This window comes from Sulfitobacter sp. THAF37 (assembly GCF_009363555.1).
Taxonomy (GTDB): Bacteria; Pseudomonadota; Alphaproteobacteria; order Rhodobacterales; family Rhodobacteraceae; genus Sulfitobacter.
Genome location: NZ_CP045372.1, coordinates 668,238 through 688,326, shown reverse-complemented (window position 1 = coordinate 688,326; position 20,089 = coordinate 668,238). Strand labels below are relative to the sequence as shown.

General features: G+C 63.3%; 20 protein-coding genes and 1 tRNA gene. 13 read left to right on the top strand and 8 right to left on the bottom strand.

Annotation, left to right across the window (positions count from 1 at the left end; genetic code table 11):
• The first annotated feature begins 45 nt into the window (after nucleotides 1-45).
• Nucleotides 46-2,199: a selenide, water dikinase SelD gene (selD, locus tag FIU94_RS03520; protein WP_254702606.1), complete on the top strand. Its 2,154-nt coding sequence runs from the start codon at nucleotides 46-48 to the stop codon at nucleotides 2,197-2,199.
• Here the strand turns inward: selD and mnmH are convergent.
• Both mnmH and FIU94_RS03510 read right to left on the bottom strand, forming a co-directional pair.
• Complete coding sequence (mnmH, locus tag FIU94_RS03515; RefSeq protein ID WP_152464459.1) at nucleotides 2,192-3,238, bottom strand: tRNA 2-selenouridine(34) synthase MnmH; 1,047 nt, start codon at nucleotides 3,236-3,238, stop codon at nucleotides 2,192-2,194. The two genes, selD and mnmH, sit on opposite strands and share 8 nt — an antisense overlap.
• The gene (locus tag FIU94_RS03510) at nucleotides 3,235-4,185 is read right to left on the bottom strand and encodes a LysR substrate-binding domain-containing protein (protein ID WP_172975839.1); all 951 of its coding nucleotides are present in this window, start codon (nucleotides 4,183-4,185) and stop codon (nucleotides 3,235-3,237) included. The genes mnmH and FIU94_RS03510 overlap by 4 nt, the downstream gene beginning before the upstream one ends.
• A 115-nt stretch (nucleotides 4,186-4,300) precedes the next feature.
• Here FIU94_RS03510 and FIU94_RS03505 point away from each other — a divergent pair, with 115 nt between their 5' ends.
• Entirely contained in the window at nucleotides 4,301-5,299 is a 999-nt protein-coding gene (locus tag FIU94_RS03505) for a hypothetical protein (protein WP_172975838.1), read from the top strand.
• A gap of 734 nt (nucleotides 5,300-6,033) precedes the next feature.
• Here FIU94_RS03505 and FIU94_RS03500 read toward each other — a convergent pair.
• Both FIU94_RS03500 and FIU94_RS03495 read right to left on the bottom strand, forming a co-directional pair.
• A tRNA-Ala gene (locus FIU94_RS03500) sits at nucleotides 6,034-6,109 on the bottom strand.
• Nucleotides 6,110-6,211: 102 nt separating this feature from the next.
• A complete protein-coding gene (locus FIU94_RS03495; RefSeq protein WP_152464456.1) occupies nucleotides 6,212-6,538 on the bottom strand; it encodes a TIGR02300 family protein in 327 nt (108 codons plus the stop codon).
• A 110-nt stretch (nucleotides 6,539-6,648) separates the two neighbouring features.
• Here FIU94_RS03495 and FIU94_RS03490 point away from each other — a divergent pair, with 110 nt between their 5' ends.
• The 4 genes from FIU94_RS03490 (at nucleotide 6,649) to FIU94_RS03475 (ending at nucleotide 9,320) form a co-directional block, all read left to right on the top strand.
• Nucleotides 6,649-7,341 (top strand): M48 family metallopeptidase, encoded by a 693-nt coding sequence (locus FIU94_RS03490; RefSeq protein ID WP_152464455.1) that lies wholly within the window; start codon nucleotides 6,649-6,651, stop codon nucleotides 7,339-7,341.
• A 46-nt stretch (nucleotides 7,342-7,387) separates the two neighbouring features.
• Nucleotides 7,388-7,729 carry a DUF3140 domain-containing protein gene (locus FIU94_RS03485; protein WP_152464454.1) on the top strand — a complete coding sequence of 114 codons (342 nt, stop codon included), beginning with the start codon at nucleotides 7,388-7,390 and terminating at the stop codon, nucleotides 7,727-7,729.
• A gap of 43 nt (nucleotides 7,730-7,772) precedes the next feature.
• Nucleotides 7,773-8,423: a GntR family transcriptional regulator gene (locus tag FIU94_RS03480; protein WP_152464453.1), complete on the top strand. Its 651-nt coding sequence runs from the start codon at nucleotides 7,773-7,775 to the stop codon at nucleotides 8,421-8,423.
• 450 nt (nucleotides 8,424-8,873) lie between these two features.
• Nucleotides 8,874-9,320: a GNAT family N-acetyltransferase gene (locus FIU94_RS03475; protein WP_152464452.1), complete on the top strand. Its 447-nt coding sequence runs from the start codon at nucleotides 8,874-8,876 to the stop codon at nucleotides 9,318-9,320.
• A gap of 6 nt (nucleotides 9,321-9,326) precedes the next feature.
• On the opposite strand, the gene FIU94_RS03470 is transcribed toward FIU94_RS03475, so the two are convergent.
• Nucleotides 9,327-10,289 (bottom strand): acetyl-CoA carboxylase carboxyltransferase subunit alpha, encoded by a 963-nt coding sequence (locus FIU94_RS03470; RefSeq protein WP_152464451.1) that lies wholly within the window; start codon nucleotides 10,287-10,289, stop codon nucleotides 9,327-9,329.
• 250 nt (nucleotides 10,290-10,539) lie between these two features.
• Between FIU94_RS03470 and FIU94_RS21125 the strand changes: the two genes are divergently transcribed.
• Nucleotides 10,540-10,671: a hypothetical protein gene (locus FIU94_RS21125; RefSeq protein WP_302848711.1), complete on the top strand. Its 132-nt coding sequence runs from the start codon at nucleotides 10,540-10,542 to the stop codon at nucleotides 10,669-10,671.
• Nucleotides 10,672-10,762: 91 nt separating this feature from the next.
• On the opposite strand, the gene FIU94_RS03465 is transcribed toward FIU94_RS21125, so the two are convergent.
• On the bottom strand, nucleotides 10,763-11,722 hold the full coding sequence (locus FIU94_RS03465) for an L-malyl-CoA/beta-methylmalyl-CoA lyase (protein ID WP_152464450.1): 960 nt from the start codon (nucleotides 11,720-11,722) through the stop codon (nucleotides 10,763-10,765).
• A gap of 249 nt (nucleotides 11,723-11,971) precedes the next feature.
• Here FIU94_RS03465 and dgcN point away from each other — a divergent pair, with 249 nt between their 5' ends.
• From dgcN to FIU94_RS03450, 3 genes are all read left to right on the top strand, one after another.
• Nucleotides 11,972-12,973, top strand: coding sequence for an N-acetyltransferase DgcN (gene dgcN / locus FIU94_RS03460; RefSeq protein ID WP_152464449.1), 1,002 nt, complete (start codon nucleotides 11,972-11,974; stop codon nucleotides 12,971-12,973).
• A 48-nt stretch (nucleotides 12,974-13,021) separates the two neighbouring features.
• Nucleotides 13,022-13,987 (top strand): N-acetyl-D-Glu racemase DgcA, encoded by a 966-nt coding sequence (gene dgcA / locus FIU94_RS03455; protein ID WP_152464448.1) that lies wholly within the window; start codon nucleotides 13,022-13,024, stop codon nucleotides 13,985-13,987.
• A 105-nt stretch (nucleotides 13,988-14,092) separates the two neighbouring features.
• Nucleotides 14,093-14,950, top strand: a complete 858-nt coding sequence (locus FIU94_RS03450) for a D-amino-acid transaminase (protein ID WP_152464447.1) — start codon at nucleotides 14,093-14,095, stop codon at nucleotides 14,948-14,950.
• 73 nt (nucleotides 14,951-15,023) lie between these two features.
• On the opposite strand, the gene FIU94_RS03445 is transcribed toward FIU94_RS03450, so the two are convergent.
• On the bottom strand, nucleotides 15,024-16,706 hold the full coding sequence (locus FIU94_RS03445) for an ABC transporter substrate-binding protein (protein WP_152464446.1): 1,683 nt from the start codon (nucleotides 16,704-16,706) through the stop codon (nucleotides 15,024-15,026).
• 551 nt (nucleotides 16,707-17,257) lie between these two features.
• On the opposite strand from FIU94_RS03445, the gene FIU94_RS03440 reads away from it, so the two are divergent.
• The 3 genes from FIU94_RS03440 (at nucleotide 17,258) to rpmE (ending at nucleotide 19,036) form a co-directional block, all read left to right on the top strand.
• Nucleotides 17,258-18,157 (top strand): DMT family transporter, encoded by a 900-nt coding sequence (locus FIU94_RS03440; protein ID WP_152464445.1) that lies wholly within the window; start codon nucleotides 17,258-17,260, stop codon nucleotides 18,155-18,157.
• Between the two features lie 259 nt (nucleotides 18,158-18,416).
• Nucleotides 18,417-18,803, top strand: coding sequence for a 50S ribosomal protein L19 (rplS, locus tag FIU94_RS03435; RefSeq protein ID WP_152464444.1), 387 nt, complete (start codon nucleotides 18,417-18,419; stop codon nucleotides 18,801-18,803).
• Nucleotides 18,804-18,814: 11 nt separating this feature from the next.
• Nucleotides 18,815-19,036: a 50S ribosomal protein L31 gene (gene rpmE / locus FIU94_RS03430; protein WP_152464443.1), complete on the top strand. Its 222-nt coding sequence runs from the start codon at nucleotides 18,815-18,817 to the stop codon at nucleotides 19,034-19,036.
• Between the two features lie 148 nt (nucleotides 19,037-19,184).
• On the opposite strand, the gene FIU94_RS03425 is transcribed toward rpmE, so the two are convergent.
• A complete protein-coding gene (locus FIU94_RS03425) occupies nucleotides 19,185-19,868 on the bottom strand; it encodes a hypothetical protein (RefSeq protein ID WP_152464442.1) in 684 nt (227 codons plus the stop codon).
• Nucleotides 19,869-20,089: the final 221 nt, after the last annotated feature.

The window sequence follows — 20,089 nt, the reverse complement described above, 5'->3', positions numbered from 1 at the left end:
AATATCTATGACCCAAGAAGAAAGCTGGTACAGGTGTTGAGGCAGGTGCCGCTGACGCGCGACCTGGTCCTGGTGGGGGGCGGGCATGCCCATGCGCTTGTGTTGCGGTCCTGGGGGATGGCGCCCTTGCCGGGGGTGCGGGTCACGGTGGTCAACCCTGGTCCCACCGCACCTTACACCGGGATGCTCCCGGGCCATGTGGCCGGACACTACGAACGGGACGATCTGGAGATCGACCTGGCCAAGTTGTGCCGCCATGCAGGCGCGCGGTTGATCCTGGGCCGGGTCGACGCAATCGACCGCGCGGCGCGGCAGGTGCATGTCGCAGGCCGGGGGCCGGTCGGGTACGATGTGAGCAGCATCGACGTGGGCATCAAGGCCGAAATGGACCTGCCCGGCTTTGCCGAGCATGCGGTCGGTGCCAAACCTCTGGATATCTACGCGGCGCGATGGCGCGCGTTCCTGGCGCGCGTCAAGGAGGGGGCCGTCGCCCCCGACGTGGCGGTGATCGGCGGCGGCGTCGCGGGGTGCGAATTGTCCATGGCCATGGCGCATGCGCTGCGGCAGGCCGGGGTCAACCCGCGAGTTACGGTGATCGAGGCGGGCCCGAATATTTCGGGCGTTGGCCCAGCCGCCCGGAAACGGTTGCGGATGGCAATGAAAGAGCTGGGCGTGAGCCTGGAAACGGGGGCAGAGGTGGCGCGGATCGCGGCGGATCGCGTTGTCCTGGCGCGGGGCGTGGAGATTGCCGCAGGTCTTTGTGTCGGGGCGGCGGGGGCCACGCCGCACCCCTGGATCGGCAGGACCGACCTGCCACTGCACAACGGCTTCATCAAGGTCGGGCCGGATCTTGGCGTGCTGGGGGACGACAGGCTTTTCGCAGTGGGCGATTGCGCCGAATTGACCCATGCGCCCCGCCCCAAGGCCGGGGTCTTTGCGGTGCGGGCGGCGCCGGTGTTGCAGCACAACCTGCGCGTGGCGCTGGGCGAGGGGCGGCGGCGGGTGTTTCGACCGCAGAGGAATTATCTCAAGCTGATCTCGCTCGGAGAGCGCGCGGCGTTGGCAGAGAAATTCGGCCTGGCGGCTTCAGGGCCGTTGCTGTGGCGCTGGAAAGATCGGATCGACCGCACGTTCATGGACAAGCTGGCGGACCTGCCGCCGATGGCACCACCCGATGTGACCGGCCCCCTTGCCCAGGGGGTTGCCGAGGCGCTGGCGGCAAAGCCGCTTTGCGGCGGGTGCGGTGCCAAGGTGGATGGCAATGTGCTGCAGGGCGCGCTGTCGGGCTTGGGGCCGGTGCGCGACGATGTGGTGGCGGGTGCTGGCGACGATGCCGCTATCCTGCGGCGGCCGGATGGCGGATTTCAGGTGGTCAGCACCGACCATCTGAGGGGCTTTATCGAGGATCCTTTCCTAATGGCGCGCATCGCGGCGGTGCATGCGCTGGGCGATGTCTGGGCTATGGGGGCTGTGCCCCAGGTGGTGTTGTCCACAATCATCCTGCCGCAGATGTCCGCAGATCTGCAGGCCCGCACCCTGCAGGAGATCACCCGCGCGACGCAGGAAGTGATGGCAGAGGTCGGTGCGCAACTGGTGGGCGGGCATACCACCATGGGGGCGGAGCTTACGCTGGGGTTCACCGTCACCGGGCTGCGCGCGGGCATGCCGTTGACCCAGTCGGGCGCCCGGCCCGGGGATGCGCTGATCCTGACGCGGCCGCTCGGATCGGGGGTCTTGCTGGCGGCAGATATGGTAGGGCAGGCCGATGGACGTGACCTGACCGCTGCCTTGAACACCATGGCCCGTGCCCAGCATCGGGAAGCTGCTGTGCTGGCAGACGTCGCCCACGCGATGACAGACGTGACCGGGTTCGGCTTGGCGGGGCATCTGACGGCAATGGCGCGTGCCTCTGGGCTGGACGCGGAGATCTGCGGGGATGCGATCCCTCTTTATGCTGGGGCGCGGGCGTTGTCCGATGCGGGTTTTGCCTCTTCTCTGATGGCGGCAAACCGGGCCAATGCGCCGGTTGAAGGGGATGCCGACCCGCTCCTTTTCGATCCGCAGACCGCCGGGGGGCTGCTCGCCGCGGTGCCTGCCGATGCGGTGGAAAGCACGCTATCTGCCCTTGCCGCCGAAGGGTGCAAGGGGCACATGATCGGTCGATTGTCATCCGGCGGGGGCGTTTTGCGGGTCAGGTGATGTCTCGGACCAGACGGGCGGCAGCGGCGCGCAGCGTTGCGGGAGAAAGATCGTCCAGTGCAAGGCGCTGTCGTGGCGTCGCGGCGCTCAGGCTGCCCTTCCGATAGCGCGGATCGTAATGCGCCTCCACCAGGCCCGCCGCGAGCGCCGTGAAATCGCCTGCCTCGGCCTGGGTTTTCCAGACTTCGATCTGCGTTCCCGCGTGATAGGGGCGCAGCTGGTCGATCTGGTTTTGCAGGCGCGCCGGGTCTTCGGTCAGGTCCGCATAGGCGTCACAGAGGTAGGCGGCGCGCGCTGCCAGCGGGGCGTCAATCTCGACCCGTGGCGCGTCCAGCATGGCGGACCAAAGGGCAGGCGGCACGATCCGGTCGCCGATCTTGCTGCTTTCGGCCTCCACCCAGGTCAGGCGTTCCGGGTCAAGACACCCCATCTCTGCGGCAACGCGGCTTTCGAACAGTTTTTGCGCCGGTTGACCGGTGCCGGTCCCGCCGAAAAGCGAACCGCGGTGCTGCGCGAGCCCTTCGAGGTCCAGCACCTGCGCACCCGCGTCCTGCAGGTGGCGCAGCATTTCCGTCTTTGCGGTGCCGGTGCCGCCCGCAAGAAGCACCAGCCGGTGTGGCAACGGCGCATCGTAGAGCGTCTGAACCACAAGCCGCCGATAGCTGCGATAGCCACCTTGCAGCAACTGGACCCGCCAGCCGACCTGATCGAGAATCGTGGCAAAGGCACCGGACCTCTGACCGCCACGCCAGCAGTAGACCAGCGGTTGCCAGTTGCCTTCCTTTTCCGCCAGCGGTCCGGTCAGATGCGCGGCGGTGTTGCGCGCAACCAGCGCGCCGCCGACCTTGCGGGCGGAGAAGGGCGAGGCGCGTTTGTACATCGTGCCGACCTCGGCACGCTCAGTGTTATCGAGAACAGGCAGGTTGATGGCACCGGGCAGGTGATCCTCTGCAAATTCGCCGGGCGACCGGACGTCGATGATCGTGTCGACGTTCAAGTCGGCCAGATCGGCAAGTGAGCTAAGGGCGAGCTGTTTCATCGGAGACCCCGATCAGGTTCGGCTTTATTTGACGGGGGCGCGGGCGCAATCGGGCGGCTTTGGTCCGGTGCCGACGCATGCTCAATACCGAATTCGCCAAGGATCCACTCCACGGTCCGGCGCAGCGGTCGGTCTCGGGCATGGCGTCTGGACCAGGCGAGGTAAAGAAACTCTCCCGACGGGGTTGCCGGGTGCCAGACCGACACAAGCTTTCCGTCGGCGAGGTCCGCCGCCGTCATGTGATAGGGGGCGATGGCAATGCCGTGCCCCTGCATCGCAGCGTCCAGCGCCAGCGCCGCACTGCCGAAGTTCAGGATATTGTGCGGACCTTCGTGGCCGCTTTCTTCGATCAGACGTTCCCAGCGGCGGTGGTCATCCTGCAGCAGAGTGCAGGACAGGATCGCATGCAGTTCGGCAGGGTGGACCCTGCGGCGAACCTCAGGACTACACACCGCGACCATTTCCAACTCGCTCAGGCAGCGCAGATGATGCGCGGCATTGGGCAACGCTCTTTGCGCGGGCCAGAGCGCGATCTCTTGCCCGCCCAGATCGCGGGTAAGCGGGACCTGATGAATCTCGGTCCGCAGGGAAATTTCCGGATGTTTTGCGTTGAACGCTTCCATCCGGGGCATCAGCCATTTCAGGGCCGAGGACGGTCCGATGTGCAAGGTGATCTGCCGATCCGGCTTTCGCAGCTCGGCGGTCGCCTGCGTCACCTGGTTCAGTGCTTTGTCGACCGTTTCGAAATAAGTGCGACCTTTGTCGGTCAGTGTGACACCCCGCGGTTTGCGGTGAAACAGGGTCACGCCCAGGTCGGTCTCCAATTGCTTGACCCGCTGGGACACCGCGCCGTGGGAAATGTTGAGCGTTGCCGCCGCGCGCTGAAAGCTGCCAGCGCGGGCAGCGGTGGCAAAGACACGCAGGGCATTCAGATTGACATTATGCATGTGCAAAGAAGGCTTCAGTTTTTCTGACATCGCAAGCAGAATTCCTGCTTTGTCAAACTGGCCTGTTCCTGCGCAGCTTGGGGTGGCTCCGTATCCCGAACGTGAAAGACTGCTCATGCCCGTTTCAATCAGACCCGCCGCGCCATCCGATCTTGATGACCTTGCTGTGTTGCTGCTGTCCGACGCAAAGGCGCGGCAGGATGCCAACCCAGGCCTGTGGCGGCTGTCGCCCTCCCCGTTGGAGCGTGTTCGCGAAAGCCTCCAGGCTGCGATGGAGGCGACGAACCCGCCGGTCCGACAGCAATGGCTGATTGCTGTGGACAAGGGCAGGACGGTTGGTGTGACCCATTCCATCCTGCTGCCGGTGCCGCCGATCTATGCCGGCCGCTTTGGTCCGCCCGGATTGGTGATGGAGGACTGCCATGTCTGCCCGGATGCCCCCGCCGGGACGCGGCAGGCGCTGCTTGAGGCGGCCGAAGCCGACCTCAAGACGGCGGGGGCGGTGATACTGCTGGCATCCAGCATCTCCGGTGGTGACTGGGAAGGTGACTTTGCCACGCAGGGTTATGCCCCTCTGACGGCGTATCTGGTCAAGTCCGGCCTGTCGGCAAGCACCGTCAGTGGCACTGTGCGGCCAGCGGTGGAGGCCGATGTTCCGGGAATCGTCACTGCCAGCGCGGTGCATCGCAGGGTGCTCGACCAGTTGAATCACAGGTTCTGGGAGCCTCACACGCAGGCGGATGCGCGCTTTGGGGCCTGGATGCGGCGCAGCCTGACGCTTGAGGATCGCGACATGTTCGTGTCGGAAGATCATGGTCGCATCCGGGGCTACGCGATTTCGCAGCCCGCAACGCCGCTGCATTTTCCCGTGCCACACGATATCTCGGGTGTCGGTGTGATCGACGACTTTTTCCACGATGCAATTGAAGATCCGGGCGCAAGGAAAGTCCAGGACGAAGGGGCGCGCGCCCTGATCACTGCCGCCGAAGCGGCACGCGCTGCGCGGGGGGATCACGCGGTCATGGTCGTCTGCCCCGCGCGCTGGCAGTCGAAAATCGACATGCTGGGATCGCTCGGCTACCGCACCGCCATCACATGGCACATCAAGGAATAGGGTTGGCACTCTCTTGGCCTACAAAGGCCATTCGGTTGTCCAGCCCGTTTGACCGGATCCTCCCGCAGCCCCGACCGGTTTGAATGCTACATGCTGTCGATCAAACCACGGGCCGGATTGCGCTTGTCCGCCCCATGGGGCGGGCGCGACCTGTTTCGGAGGTTGGAGATGGCCGGTTTGATCAGCACTGCCGATGCTCGGCAAGGGCCGCGACCGGGCAGCCTGCCAGGGCAGAGTCACTGCTTCTGACAGAAAAAGCGGTACTTTGTGTTTCTGTTCAAAAGGTGGCAGGAGTCACAAAGTCCTGCCTTTCAGGCGGGGGGAAAATCGTTTGAAAGCAGGAATGCAGAAGCTCGGCTACGCGCCGAGATTGCCCCTCTCGTCAGAAAGGTTTGCCTCTGACGAGCCGGGTGGCGATCGGCAGCGTCCGAAGCTGCCGTTCAGGCAGCGTGCGGCGAAGGTCGGCAGCGAGCGCATGTTCTATTTTCAAAGCGAAGACCTATCGCCAAAGCAAAGCTTTGGCAGCGCCCGAACCGCCCCCACGGGGCGGGCGCTACTCGCCCACCCCTCGGTTCGGGCGCGATCTGTTTCGGATGTCGGACATGACCGCTAAGTCCGCACTGCAGACGCTCGCGCCAGCCGCAGGGAATGGCCGATTCAGCGTCGGTCGCGCGGTCAGAGGCAACGCTTCTGACGAAAAGGGCCGAACTATGTGGTGCTGACCAAAAGGTGAATGGTGGAGCATAGCGGGATCGAACCGCTGACCTCCTGCATGCCATGCAGGCGCTCTCCCAGCTGAGCTAATGCCCCATTCTGGTCCGCGTCTTGGGTGCGGACCGTTTGGTGGTGCGTGATTAGGCGCAAGCGAAGGCGGGATCAAGGGAAAAATCCACTCCCGCCGCCGCAATCGGTTCAGTCGTCGTCGTTCGACGCCACGTCGGCGAGATCGTCCAGCGGAACGGTATCATCATCGTCGTCGTCGTCGTCCAGGATATCGTCGTCCAGATCCACATCGACTTCATCTTCATCGTCCAGGATCGCATCATCCTCGACCTTTGATTTCTTGGCCTTGGCTGTTGCGGCATCCTCGGCATCGGCGGCGATCATCCGCGACTTGGACGCGTCAATCTCGAGCACTTCGCCCGTGTAGGGGCTGACGATCGGATCCTTGTTGAGGTCGTAGAAACGCTTGCCCGTTGTGGGGCACAGGCGCTTGGTTCCCCATTCTTCCTTGGGCATGAAACACCCCTCTTGAAAATTACGTTAGTGTGTAGATGATTCAGGGCAAGTGCCATATGAGGGGGAGACTGTCAAAGGCTTTAGCCCCGTCTTGCTGCCGAGTCCGTCCGATGACCGATCCTGTCCTCTCCGGCGATCCGCCTATTCCCCTGATCTTGCGCCGTTCCGCCCGCGCAAGGCGTATATCGCTGCGTATCTCGCAACTTGACGGGCGTGTCACCCTGACGATGCCGAAACGGTTGGCTGAGCGGGAGGCGCTGGCGTTCGCGCGCAGCAAGGAGGGGTGGATTCGCAAGCATCTGGACGCGCGCGGCGCGGACATGGACGTCGTGCCCGGTGCGGAAATTCCGGTAGGCGGGCGGCTTCTCCGGCTGGTGCCGGGACAGGGGCGGCGGGTGCTGGTCGGGCCTGACAGTATCGCGGTTCCCGGACCTGAGGACCGCGTCGGCGTGCGGCTCGCCAGCCACCTCAAGGAAATGGCGCGTGACCAGCTGGCGGCTGCATCCGACATGTACGCCGCGCGTCTGGGCAAGGGGTACACCCGTATCACCCTGCGCGATACCCGTTCCCGCTGGGGGTCCTGCACCAGCGATGGCGGGTTGATGTTTTCGTGGCGGCTTATCATGACACCGCCGGACGTGATGAACTACGTCGCCGCACATGAGGTTGCGCATCTGGCGCAGATGAACCACTCGCCTGCCTTCTGGGCCGAGGTCACACGTATATACGGTGACTACGATCCGCCGCGCCGCTGGTTGCGTGCCCATGGCGGCAGCCTGCACCGCTATCGTTTCTCGAACTGATCGGCCGCTGGCGCGTTGTCCGTCCGAGCAAGGGAAAGGGCACAAAATGTCATCATCGAAGTCGCGGGACGAGATCTGGGACGAATGGCGTGAACTGGTCAACATGGCACCAAAGGAGCTGGAGGACTGGCTCGACACGGACGAATCGAAGCAGGTCGGCGACAGCGATGGCGGTGAATCCACCGGCCACCGGTCCGGCAGGCGGATTGTCACGATCAAGCGCACGAACAAGGATGACCTGACCGCCGACCAGTGGGATCACATGGCCACCGTCGTCGGTTACGTCAAACGGCACCTGTCCCAAGGCGGGCCGGATGACGACGTAGAACATTCCGACTGGCGTTATTCGCTGATGAACTGGGGGCACGACCCGCTCAAGGACGATTGACGCCCCGCTTGACGGGATCGCCAATTGTGATCACATCACCTGCATGAACCTGACCCCGCGCCCCGCCGAGGCCACGCCGTTGGCCCATGACCGTGTCTATCGCCGGATGCGCAGCCGCATCATGCATGGCGACCTGCCACCGGGGCAGGCGCTGACCCTGCGTGGCATCGGCAAGGAATACGAGGTGTCAATGACCCCCGCGCGAGAAGCGGTGCGGCGTCTGGCCGCCGAAGGGGCGCTGACGATGTCGACATCGGGCCGGATATCGACCCCGGAGCTGTCCAGCGACCGGATCGAGGAACTGGCAGCCCTGCGCGCGCTGATCGAGGTGGAATTGGCCAGCCGCGCCCTGCCGCGCGCGCACCTTGCGCTGATCGAGCGGTTGCAGACCATCAACAACGCCGTGGGCGACGCGGTGGCGCAGCGTGACGCGGTCCGCTACATCCGCACGAACCTTGAGTTTCACCGCACGCTCTATCTGCGGGCGCAGGCCCCCGCGATGCTGGCGATGGCGGAGACGGTCTGGCTGCAGATGGGGCCGACCATGCGGGCACTCTATGGCCGTCTGCGCCGGACGGAGCCGCCCCAGTTCCACCGCCTGATCATCGCCGCCCTGCGCGCGGGGGACGAGCCGGGTCTGCGGCTGGCGGTGCGATCGGACGTGACGCAGGGCCTGCGAATGCTCGCGCGTTAGGTCGTGCTGACATCCATTTTCGACCACCCGCGCGAGACGGATTTTGCCGCTGGCGCCCTGATGTGAGCGCAGCAATCTGACCATTGGAAGCGAACATCAGGGATGGCAGAGGCGAAATCCGCCGCGCCCCGAAGGGGTTTCGCCAAAATTGCCCATTTCTGCGTTAAGAGAGCTTGAAATAGCTGGCTATTCCTACGCTCTCTTGCCTGGAACTGAGCAATTTTGGACTGAAACGGGTGGGCGAAAATGGATGTCAGCACGACCTAACGGCGGACGCTCTGGTTGACGGCATTCGACAGCCGGGCCATCATGCGCTCATGGTCAATCTGCGCCACCTCTTCCGTCGCTATCGCCCCGCGTCCTGATCGCGGCCCCTTTTTCCTGTTTTGAAAGACCAATGGCCGCCTTTCGCGCGGCCCCTCCGTGCGGGCGGCCCGAACTGAGTTCCGCATGCCTCTCATACGTTCCATTGCCAAAGCCGACATCCCACAGGTGCATGACATGGTTCGCGCCCTGGCCGCGTACCACGGCGATACTGCCAGTCTGACGCCTGAAGATCTGGCCCGAGATACACTGGGCGCAGCGCCCTGGCTGACACTGCTGGTGGCCGAGGGGGCAGAGGGGCTGGTTGGTTACGCCGCCCTGTTTCCGCTCGCCCAATTGCAATTCGGTGTGCGTGGCATGGACATGCACCATCTGTTTGTCCGGCAGGAAAGGCGGCGCTGCGGTGTCGCGCGGGCGCTGGTGGCCGCCTCCGTCACATTTGCGCAGGGCCGGGGGTGCCGTTTTCTCGCGGTTGGCACCGACCCGGACAACACGGCGGCACAACGGACCTACGACAATTTGGGGTTCACCAGGGCACCGCAGGCGGGTCCGCGCTTTCGCATGAAATGGTAGCGACGGTCAGGCCGCCAGCCCCTTTGCGCCCATATCAAGATACTTCTTGCGCCGGTCGGCGATCAGGGCCTTGGCATCTTTGCCGTCCAGTTCGGACAGCATCGAGGCGATGGCGCTATGGACCGCCTTGATCGCCGCGGGCGCATTGCGGTGCGCACCGCCCTTTGGTTCAGGGATGATCCGGTCGGTCACACCCAGCTTTCGCAGGTCGTCGGCGGTCAAACGCATGGCTTCTGCCGCTTCGCGCATCTTCTCGGAATCTTTCCACAGGATCGACGCGCAGCCCTCGGGCGTGATGACGGAATAGACGGCATGTTCCAGCATCGCGACCCGGTTGGCGGTGGCAAAGGCCACGGCCCCACCAGATCCACCCTCGCCGATGATGACGCTGACCAGCGGCACGCCGATCTGGAGGCACTTTTCAGTCGAACGCGCGATCGCCTCGGATTGACCGCGTTCCTCGGCGCCTTTTCCGGGATAGGCCCCTGGCGTGTCCACCAGCGTGATCACCGGAAGATTGAACTTGCCCGCCAATTCCATCAGTCGCACGGCCTTGCGATAGCCTTCGGGGCGGGCCATGCCGAAATTGCGTTCGATCCGCGACTTTGTATCGTTGCCCTTTTCGTGACCGATCACCACGACCGGGCGGTCGTTGAACCGTGCCAGGCCGCCCATCACCGCCAGATCGTCCGCAAAGTTGCGGTCCCCTGCCAGCGGCATGAATTCGGTAAACATGGCGTCAATGTAGTCTTTGCAGTGCGGTCGTTCCGGATGCCGGGCGACCTGACATTTCCGCCAGGGTGTGAGAGAGCCGTAGATTTCGTCCAGCAGGCTGGCCGCCTTGGCATCCAGCGCCTTGGCCTCGGCGGTGGTGTCCATCTCGTCGTTGCCCCGCGCCATGGCGCGCAACTCTTCGGCCTTGCCTTCGATCTCGGCCAGGGGTTTTTCGAAATCCAGATATTGCGTCATGTAATGCTCCGCCTTGTTGGCCGATATATGACCCCAGAAGCGTCGGTTTGCAATGTAAGCGGTGCAGGCAAGGCGGCAGTGTCGGCAGACCACTTGTTTCGGGCACCGGGACAATGCCGAAAAGTGCGCTGAATTATGGCATCATCCGTGGCGAAACACTGTGTTTCCCCTGTTTTTCTATTGGAGCATGGGTGCCCAGCCAGGGATAAAGGGTCAAACAGGGCGACATAGTGTCGAAAAGGAGGCCTGTATGGCGGTGGTGAACTACGTTCTTGCGGGCATGCTTGGCGCCATCGTGGCCATTGCGCTTTATCAGGAGCGCGTCAGCTTCGAGGGCGATGCATCCGGCCGTCAGGCGCCGGTTGTGAAGCACGCCGGTTAAGCCGCCCGGACCCCGCCGGGCAGCTTTGGCGCCAGTGCCTTGGGATGAACGGGTCCAGAGCCTGGGCTCTGGACCCGTTAATTCTATACGCTCAGCGGTTCGCGATCATTTCCGACTGCCGCACGATGACTTCGGCCTGCTTGATGCTGGCAATGTCCACAAGGCGCCCCTTGTAGACGGTCGCCCCCTCACCGTTGGCCTTGGCCGTTTCCATCGCCTCCAGGATTTCGCGTGCTTCGGCGACGGCTTCGTCCGAGGGGGTGAAGACCTCGTTGGAAATCGCGATCTGCTTGGGGTGAATCGCCCATTTACCGACCATGCCCAGCGTCGCGGACCGGCGCGCTTGCGCGCGGCAGCCTTCGTCATCGGAAAAGTCGCCAAAGGGCCCATCGACCGGCAAGATGCCATGCGTCCGGCAGGCGGCGACGATAGCGGCCTGAGCCCAATGCCAAGGGTCGGACCAGTGCTTCTGGCCGTCGTGCAGCATGTAATAGTTTTCCTGCGTCCCGCCGATGCCAGTGGTCTGCATCCCCATGGATGCCGCAAAATCCGCGGCGCCAAGGCTCATCGCCTCCAGCCGCGGAGAAGACGCGGCGATTTCTTCGACATGGGCAATACCCGCGGCGGACTCGATGATCACTTCCAGCGCGATTGGCTTGCTGCGTCCCTTGGCCCGCTCGATCGCAGTGATCAGCGCATCGACGGCGTAGACATCCGCCGCGCAACCCACTTTGGGAATCATGATCATGTCCAACCGTTCCGAAGCCTGCTCCAGCAGGTCGACCACGTCACGGTACCAGTAGGGCGTGTCCAGGCTGTTGATCCGCACCGAAAGGGTTTTGCTGCCCCAGTCGACGGAATTGATCGCCTCGATCACATTGGCGCGGGCCATGTCCTTGTCATTGGGGCCGACCGAATCCTCCAGGTCAAGGTTGATGACATCCGCCTCCGAAGCCGCCATTTTCTCAAACAGTTTCTTGTTCGAGCCGGGCCCGAACAATTGGCAGCGGTTCGGGCGGGCAGGCGGCGTGGGCTGAATGCGGAAAGACATGGTGGTTCCCCTGTGACGAAACAATATTGCGGCTTTTCTTCATCCGCAGATATTAAATTGCGTCGCGACCTGCAAGCCGGATTTCGCAGGTGCAGCATCGGTGTCTGCTTCGCCTTGCAATATCATTGCGCATGTACGAGGCTTCGCGCTGAATGTTTGTCGCTTCGGCGCGATTATCACTGAAATTGCAATCGCTTTGCGTCCCGGATGGCGCAACATATCGCAAATAGAGTAAACGGAGAGCATGCCATGATCGAGACCCCCTATCTGTTGTTTCTGGGCGATGCGCCCGATCAGCTGGCAGCCAAGGTGGCGCAGGGCATCAAGGATTGGCGCCCCGACAATGCCGTGGGACAGTTCCGGATGGAGGGCTGCGGGGCCGACGTCGGTCTCAGCGACATGACCCTGGCCGAGGCCAAGGAAGCGGGCGCCAAGACGCTGGTGATCGGCGTTGCCAATCGGGGCGGCGTGATCTCTGCCGCGTGGAAGGAAGTGCTGGTCGAGGCGTTGGACATGGGCTTTGACATCGCGTCGGGTCTGCACAACTTGCTCTCGCGGGAAAAAGTGCTTGTCGCGGCGGCGGAAAAGAATGGCCGCAGCCTGCACGATGTGCGTGTGCCTAACGTCGAATATCCCATCGCCAACGGGAAGAAGCGGACCGGCAAGCGGGTCCTGGCCGTCGGGACCGATTGCTCCGTGGGCAAGATGTACACCGCACTGGCGCTTGACGCGGCGATGAAGGAACGCGGGATGAAATCCAGCTTCCGCGCCACCGGCCAGACGGGCATCCTGATCACGGGCGAAGGGGTGCCGCTGGACGCTGTGATCGCCGACTTCATGGCGGGGTCCATCGAATACCTGACGCCTGACAACGATCCGGATCACTGGGACGTGATCGAGGGGCAGGGCAGCCTGTTTCACGTCAGCTTCTCGGGTGTGACGATGGCGCTTATCCATGGCGGTCAGCCCGACGCGCTGATCCTGTGCCACGAACCCACGCGGGCGCACATGCGCGGCTTGCCGGATTACACCTTGCCCTCGCTTGAAGCGGTGCGCGACCTGTCGCTGATGTTGGCCCAGGTGGCGAACCCGGACTGCAAGGTCGTCGGCGTTTCGGTCAACACACAGCACCTGTCCGAGCAAGAGGCGAAGGATTATCTGGCCAAGGTCGAGGCCGAGATGGGTCTGCCTGCCGTCGATCCGTTCCGCCACGGTGCCGACCGTCTGGCCGAGGCGCTGGAGAAGTTGTAATCCGCGCGCAGGCGTCCCGGAGCATTCTGGCGAAGAAGAGGAGCGATCATGCGTATCGAAGTGACGCGGGACGTTTTCCCGCTGGCTCAGGTCTTTACCATCTCGCGCGGCTCGCGAACCGAGGCACAGGTGCTGACGGTCCGGGTCGAGGCTGGCGGCGTGACCGGCTGGGGCGAATGCGTGCCCTACGCGCGCTACGATGAAACGCTGGACAGCGTCGCAGCACAGATCGAAGGGTTGAGCGGCGATCTGACCCGCTCGCGTCTGTACGATCTGCTGCCCGCCGGGGCCGCCCGCAATGCCGTGGATTGCGCGCTGTGGGATCTGGAGGCGAAACGCACCGGAAAGCGGGCCTGGGAGTTGGCCGGGCTGACGGCACCGGGCCCCGAGGTCACGGCCTACACCCTGTCGCTGGCAGAACCCGCCGACATGCGGGCGCAGGCCGCCAGGAACGCGCATCGCCCGCTGCTCAAGATCAAGCTGGGCACGCCCGACGACATGCCACGACTGGAGGCTGTGCGCGCAGGCGCGCCGACGTCGACCATCATCGTGGATGCGAACGAGGGCTGGTCCGCGGATGTCTATGCCGATCTGGCTCCGCATCTGGTCAGGCTTGGCGTGGCGCTTGTAGAGCAGCCCTTGCCTGCGGGCCAGGACGAGGCGCTGATCGGAATGGACCGTCCCGTGCCGGTCTGCGCCGATGAGTCGGCCCACGACCGCGAAAGCCTTCCGCACCTCAAAGGCAAGTACGATGTGGTCAATATCAAGCTGGACAAGACAGGCGGCCTGACCGAGGCGCTCGCGCTGCGCCAGGAGGCCCTGGCACAGGGGTATCAGGTCATGGTTGGCTGCATGGTCGGGTCTTCGCTGGCGATGGCGCCCGCGACACTGGTTGCCCAGGGCGCGCGGGTTGTCGACCTTGATGGGCCGCTTCTGTTGGGCAAGGACCGCGAACATGCTTTGAAGTTCGATGACGCCGGGGTCCACCCCCCGGACCCGGCCCTGTGGGGATGAGGCGGGCATCGACCGTCAAAAAGGCTGGACAGGCGCGGATGTGCACGCCATGTCGGCCCCGAAAAGGACACCACGGGCGGCGCCCGCTGAAAGAGGATCAGTAACATGCGGACAGTCTACGTAAACGGCGAATACCTGCCCGAGACCGAGGCGCGGATCTCGATCTTCGACAGGGGCTTCCTGATGGCGGATGGCGTCTACGAAGTCACGTCCGTGCTGGATGGCAAGTTGATTGATTTCGACGGCCATGCCGTGCGCCTCAGCCGGTCACTGAACGAGCTGGAGATGAAGAACCCGATCAGCAAGGAGGATCTGCTGGAGGTGCACCGCGAACTGGTGCGCCTGAACGAGATCGACGAGGGGCTGGTTTATCTCCAGATCACGCGCGGGTCTGACGGCGACCGCGATTTTGCTTTTCCCGCGCCCGAGACCGAGCCGACGATTGTGCTGTTCACCCAGAACAAACCCGGTCTCGCCGACAGTCCGGCTGCGAAAAAGGGGGCCAAGGTCATCAGCATCGAGGACATCCGCTGGGGCCGCCGCGACATCAAGACGGTGCAGCTGCTGTATCCGTCCATGGGCAAGATGATGGCCAAGAAGGCCGGTTGCGACGATGCCTGGATGGTTGAAGACGGTTTCGTGACCGAAGGCACGTCGAACAACGCCTATATCGTCAAGGGCAACAAGATCATCACCCGCGCCCTCAGCAACGAGATCCTGCACGGCATCACCCGCGCGGCAGTCCTGCGGTTCGCCCGCGAGGCGCAGATGGAAGTCGAAGAGCGCAATTTCACCATCGACGAGGCCAAGCAGGCGGATGAAGCCTTTACGACATCGGCTTCGGCCTTTGTCATGCCCGTGGTGGAAATCGACGGTGTGGCGCTGGGCGATGGTACGCCGGGCCGCGTGGCCCCACGCCTGCGGGAAATCTATCTGGACGAGATGCGCAAAGCGGCGGTCTGACTGCCTGCAGTCCAGTTTAACAAAAAAAGGGCCGCGAAAAACGCGGCCCTTCGTTGTTTGACGGTATCGGCGCTTAGGCGTCGCCGGTCCAGGCCATCCGCGCCGGGTGGTATTCGAACCCGATGTGGTGCGCGGCACCGACCAGACCTTCGCGCGTGTGGTTATAGAGCGACCGCCAGTAGGGCTGGATCGTCACGCCATCCTCCTGAAGCATCGCCTCGCCCTTGGCCATCAGCTCGCGGCGTTTGTCCACGTCTGCCGTCGCCAGAGCCTCGGACAGGAGCGCATCGAATTCGGGGTTCGAGTAGCCGAATTCGTTCCACGCCTCGCCAGAGCGATAGGCCAGCGCCCAGATCTGCACACCCAGCGGGCGCGCGTTCCAGTTGGTCGAGCTAAACGGATACTTGGTCCAGTCGTTCCAGAAGGTCGAACCGGGCAGGATCGTCCGCTTGACGTTGATACCTGCGTCCCGCAGCTGCGCCGCGACCGCGTCGGTGGTGTCCTTGCGCCAGGCATCGTCGATCGAGAACAACTCGTGCTCGAAATCGCCGTAGCCCGCTTCGTCCATCAGCGCCTTGGCGGCGGCGGGATCGACCTTGAGCGGCGGCAGTTCCGCATACTCGGGGTGCATCGGGCCGACGTGGTGGTTCGCGGCGACGATGCCGCGTCCGGCATAGCCGAGCTCCAGCAGGATCTCGTTGTCTACCGCCATTGCGATGGCCTGGCGGACGCGCTTGTCCTCGTAAGGTTTCTTGCCATCGACTTCAGCCAGCTGGTTGGGCCGGATCACGATGGTCGCGGCGGTCGCGATCTCGTTCTCCACCCAGCCGTCCAGCGTGCCCATGATGTCGATGTATTCGCCTTCCATGGAGTAGAACGCGTCGACTTCCTCGGCCTCCGCAGCGGCAATCCATGCGGACGGGTCGGTGCCGTAGTCGATGTATTCCAGACGGTCGATGTAGGGCCCGCCATAGACCTCTGTGCCCCACCATGTGTGATCGGGGTTCTTCACCAGCACGCCCTTCACCCCCACTTCGAGGGATTCTGGCAGGTAGGCGCCGGTGCCAACGGGGTTGTCGACCATGTTATCGGGGTCGAAGTCGGCAGGCACGATGGCCGCCGGGTAATCCGCCATGCCGGGGATCAGGGTGATGTCCGACACCGGCAGCTTCAGCTTGACGGTGTGGCTGTCCACCACTTCGATCGCACCTTCGATGGCCTGGCCGGTTTCTTCGTCGATCAGCGATGCGAAACGTCCCGCCATGGAGTTGCCTTCGAGCGACTTGTCGCACCAGCCGGTGATGTTGCGCGCCACGTCTTCGGCGGTGAAGTCGTCGCCGTTGTTCCACTTGACGCCCTGGCGGACGTTCAGCGTGTATTCGGTGGCGTCATCGTTGATTTCCCAGCTTTCCAGCAGGGCGGGGCTGAATGTACCGTCGTTTTCCCAGATGGCGAGGTATTCCAGCCAACCGCGTGAGAAGTTCGCGATCTGCGACCAGTCGTACGTGCGCGGGTCCTTGAGGGCGCGGACTTCCATCTGCATGCGCACCGTGCCGCCTTCTTTCATGTTGGCATGCGCGTCGGCGTAGGCCGGGGGTGCCATGCCGATCATGCCGTAGGCGGTGGCGGCGGTCGCACCGAAGGCGCTGGCCAGCGCAAGAAATTCACGGCGATTGACCGGGTCTTTTCGCGCGGCTTCTGCAGAATCCAAGATGGATTGCGGAAGCGGTTTTCCGGTGCGTGTCAAATATTTCATAGTCTTCCTCTCCGTTGTCGGCGATCCGTATAGGAGCCGCCTTCGATGCCTTGATAGTCTGCGGTTTAGCGCAGTTGATCTGCATTTCTGTGTTTTGCCCTGGGGGGCGTCGGGGGAGTGTCACGCACTCCGGCCTTCTAGGTCAAGTCTGAGCGCGGAAATTGCAGCCGAAAGGTATTGCCAAGACTTGGCCATACGCCGGCCGATTTACGGTCTTGGCGTACATCGGTCATAGGCCGGATTTCCTCCCGTTAATGGGTTTCGGAAAGATCCATCGTCGGTGAGAGGAAAAGCGTCATTTCCGACCCGGTCTGCGTCGCCCGGAGCAAAGCGGAGCGGTCGCGAAGTCGCCACTGCGGATTTCGGGCTGAGCATGGCGGCGACAGGTGTCGCACCCTGCCGGCGGTTTTCGGCACCTGATAAGAGTCTGCTGAATAGCCGCCAAAGTGGCGGCGCAGGCGTCTGACCTTGACCGACCGGATCGAATCTCCGGGCCTGCTCCTGGCAAGTGGGGTCTTTACCTGGCCGGGAAACTCGGCCACCGATGCCGCATGAACGATCAGCTCAAAGGCTTGCTCATCACGCTCTTCGGTGTGCTTTGCATCGTGCCCGATTCTCTCTTTGTCCGGTTGATCGACGCTCCGGCGTTGACCGTCGCCTTCTGGCGCGCGCTGCTTGTTGGGCTTCTGATCGGGGTGGGACTATTGGTCTGGCGGGGCGCCGCCCCTTTCAGGGCTTTCCTCGGCACCGGCTGGCCCGCGCTGGTCTACATCATTGCCATGGGCGCGTCCGGAGTGCTTTTCGTGCTGGCGGTCAGCCTGACGTCGGTGGCAAACGTCGTCTTCATCATCGCGTCGCTGCCGGTCTTTGCCGCGGTGTTCAGCCGGGTCGCCCTGGGCGAAAGGCTGAGCCTGCGGATGTATCTGACGATGGCGGCGGTCCTGCCCGGTCTGGCGGTGATCGCCTACGGCTCCGGCGAGACGGCGAACGCCGCGCTGGCGGGGGACCTTCTGGCGTTGGCGACATCGGCGATTTTCGCCGCCGGTCTGACCGCCGTCCGGCTGGTCCGGCGGGTGTCGATGGTGCCGGGTGTGGCGTTGGGCTACCTGCTGGGCGCGCTGGTGATCCTGGCCTGGGCGCAGCCGTTTTCCGTGCCGTCCGACCAGGCGCCGCTGGTGGCGATGCACGCCGGGCTGATCCTGGGCAGCTCTGTTCTGCTGGCGCTGGGTCCGCGTTACATCACTTCTGCCGAGGTGGGGCTGCTGATCCTGCTGGAATCCGTCTTTGCGCCGCTGTTGGCATGGTACTTTGTCGGGGAAGACCCCGGCGCTTATGCATTGACTGGCGGTGCCGTTGTGATCGGGGCGTTGTTCCTTTCCAATCTCGTGGTGCTAGTGCGGCGCAAACGGGACCCTGCGCCGGGTCGTCCCGCCAGACCTACGCCACACTAGCATCGGCGCGCTGCGGTGGGGGTGCGAACCCCCTTGATCCGCGCCGCCATCGCCCCTATACCCCGGCCATCCGGAATCGCACCGCTGCGGCTCCGGTGGTTTGCGTTATGCGCAGGCGACAAGGAAAGACGATGCTATCTCCGGCGGGCCACCCCTCCCTTTGACGGGAAGACGGTGCAGACCCGACAGACAGGCCGAAGCTCTTGGATCGGACAAGCAACTTCGTGGCATACCACGAGCATATTTAGGAGAATGGTCAATGGACCTGATCGCACAACTCGAGGCGGAACAGATCGCCGAACTGGGCAAGGATATCCCCGATTTCCGCGCCGGTGACACCATCCGCGTCGGCTTCAAGGTTACAGAAGGCACGCGCACCCGCGTGCAGAACTACGAAGGCGTCTGCATCGCGCGCAACAACGGCCACGGCATCGCCGGGTCCTTCACCGTGCGCAAGATCAGCTTTGGTGAAGGCGTGGAACGTGTGTTCCCGCTGCATTCCACCAACATCGAAAGCATCACGGTGGTCCGCCGTGGTCGCGTCCGCCGTGCAAAGCTGTATTACCTGCGTTCGCGCCGGGGCAAATCCGCACGTATCACCGAAAACTCTCACTACAAGCCCCGTTCCTCGGGCGCCGAAGCGTAAGGACCTCTTCGATGAAAGCCGATACACATCCCGAATACCACACGATCAACGTCAAGATGACCGACGGCACCGTTGTGGAAATGAAATCGACATGGGGCAAGGAAGGCGACCAGCTGTCGCTCGACATCGACCCTTCCGTTCACCCGGCATGGACCGGTGGCTCCAGCCGCCTGATGGACACCGGTGGCCGCGTGTCGAAGTTCAAGAACAAGTACGCCGGTCTGGGTTTCTGATCGGCCCTGCCATACGTTTGAAAAGGCGCGTTCCTGTTTGGGGGCGCGCCTTTTTCATTTCAGGAGGGCGCGATGTGACGATGCACAGACCTGACGTCGCAGCGCCCGCGTCACGGGTAGGGATATGCCGACGTTAGGCGTCGGGAAATCAGCGTGGCACGTCATTTGGTTCGCCGCCGAACCGGTTCTGCAGGGATAAGAACGCCCCATAGCTCAGCAGGAAGTACCCCAGCAGCTCAAGCCCCTCCTGCACGGCCGCTTTGACTTCAGGGGTGTAGGCAGCGCCCATCACACCCTCCCACACCGCACCGGTGCCGAACAGGCGGCTGAAAACAAGCAACAGAAGAAGCCCTAGGATAAAGTAGGTCCCGGGCCGGGTATTCAGGTGGGCGGCAAAGGCCGCCCAGGCACCGGCACGGTGGCTCCAGGTGTAGGCGCCGCCGACTGCCAGGGCGGCAAGCGCGGGCACCAGCCAGAAACCATGATACACGAGGTCGAAGGCGGAATCGTTTTCGCGGATCGCCATGCACGCCAAGAGCGTCGTGACCGCACCGGTGTATCCCGCATGGCCCATCCTGAAAAATGCGCCGGTTGCGAAAGCCAGCATGGAGATGACGATCAGCACCACCTGCAATCGCTCGGTCAATGTGCTCTCTGACATGGGCTGCCCTGCCACGGAGGTGTCATAGAAAAGGGCCAGCGGTGTCGCGATGAAAATGAGAAGTAGACTGCCAATGTCCAACATCGCCGAGCGCAGTTGAGATACCGCCTGCAATTGCGGAACCTCTGCGCTGGTCGAATGGTACCACCTGTCATGTTTCATTGTCGGCATGTCGGCTTTCCGTGCTTCACAGCCGGTCCACGAACCGGCATATCAGGACTAACGCGCTGGCGCGGCGAAGAGTTGCGACAGGATGACAAATTCGCTTTGTGAAGCAGGTGCGACGGGAAAGTGACAGAAGTTCATTTGCCCAGAACACCAACACTTTCCAAAGCGGCGCACCCCACATATAGTGTCGCACAACAATAACCTGCGCTACCAAAGCAGGTGCG

Coding starts and splice junctions, on each gene's coding strand:
- FIU94_RS03505 (WP_172975838.1), top strand. CDS start 4,301: ATGCCCGTTTCAATCAGACCCGCCGCGCCATCCGATCTTGATGACCTT.
- FIU94_RS03470 (WP_152464451.1), bottom strand. CDS start 10,289: ATGACGCAATATCTGGATTTCGAAAAACCCCTGGCCGAGATCGAAGGC.
- FIU94_RS03480 (WP_152464453.1), top strand. CDS start 7,773: ATGAACCTGACCCCGCGCCCCGCCGAGGCCACGCCGTTGGCCCATGAC.
- rpmE (WP_152464443.1), top strand. CDS start 18,815: ATGAAAGCCGATACACATCCCGAATACCACACGATCAACGTCAAGATG.
- FIU94_RS03445 (WP_152464446.1), bottom strand. CDS start 16,706: ATGAAATATTTGACACGCACCGGAAAACCGCTTCCGCAATCCATCTTG.
- FIU94_RS03440 (WP_152464445.1), top strand. CDS start 17,258: ATGAACGATCAGCTCAAAGGCTTGCTCATCACGCTCTTCGGTGTGCTT.
- dgcA (WP_152464448.1), top strand. CDS start 13,022: ATGCGTATCGAAGTGACGCGGGACGTTTTCCCGCTGGCTCAGGTCTTT.
- FIU94_RS03425 (WP_152464442.1), bottom strand. CDS start 19,868: ATGCCGACAATGAAACATGACAGGTGGTACCATTCGACCAGCGCAGAG.
- FIU94_RS03485 (WP_152464454.1), top strand. CDS start 7,388: ATGTCATCATCGAAGTCGCGGGACGAGATCTGGGACGAATGGCGTGAA.
- FIU94_RS03450 (WP_152464447.1), top strand. CDS start 14,093: ATGCGGACAGTCTACGTAAACGGCGAATACCTGCCCGAGACCGAGGCG.
- mnmH (WP_152464459.1), bottom strand. CDS start 3,238: ATGAAACAGCTCGCCCTTAGCTCACTTGCCGATCTGGCCGACTTGAAC.
- FIU94_RS03510 (WP_172975839.1), bottom strand. CDS start 4,185: ATGCATAATGTCAATCTGAATGCCCTGCGTGTCTTTGCCACCGCTGCC.
- FIU94_RS03465 (WP_152464450.1), bottom strand. CDS start 11,722: ATGTCTTTCCGCATTCAGCCCACGCCGCCTGCCCGCCCGAACCGCTGC.
- FIU94_RS03475 (WP_152464452.1), top strand. CDS start 8,874: ATGCCTCTCATACGTTCCATTGCCAAAGCCGACATCCCACAGGTGCAT.
- FIU94_RS03495 (WP_152464456.1), bottom strand. CDS start 6,538: ATGCCCAAGGAAGAATGGGGAACCAAGCGCCTGTGCCCCACAACGGGC.
- dgcN (WP_152464449.1), top strand. CDS start 11,972: ATGATCGAGACCCCCTATCTGTTGTTTCTGGGCGATGCGCCCGATCAG.
- rplS (WP_152464444.1), top strand. CDS start 18,417: ATGGACCTGATCGCACAACTCGAGGCGGAACAGATCGCCGAACTGGGC.
- FIU94_RS21125 (WP_302848711.1), top strand. CDS start 10,540: ATGGCGGTGGTGAACTACGTTCTTGCGGGCATGCTTGGCGCCATCGTG.
- FIU94_RS03490 (WP_152464455.1), top strand. CDS start 6,649: ATGACCGATCCTGTCCTCTCCGGCGATCCGCCTATTCCCCTGATCTTG.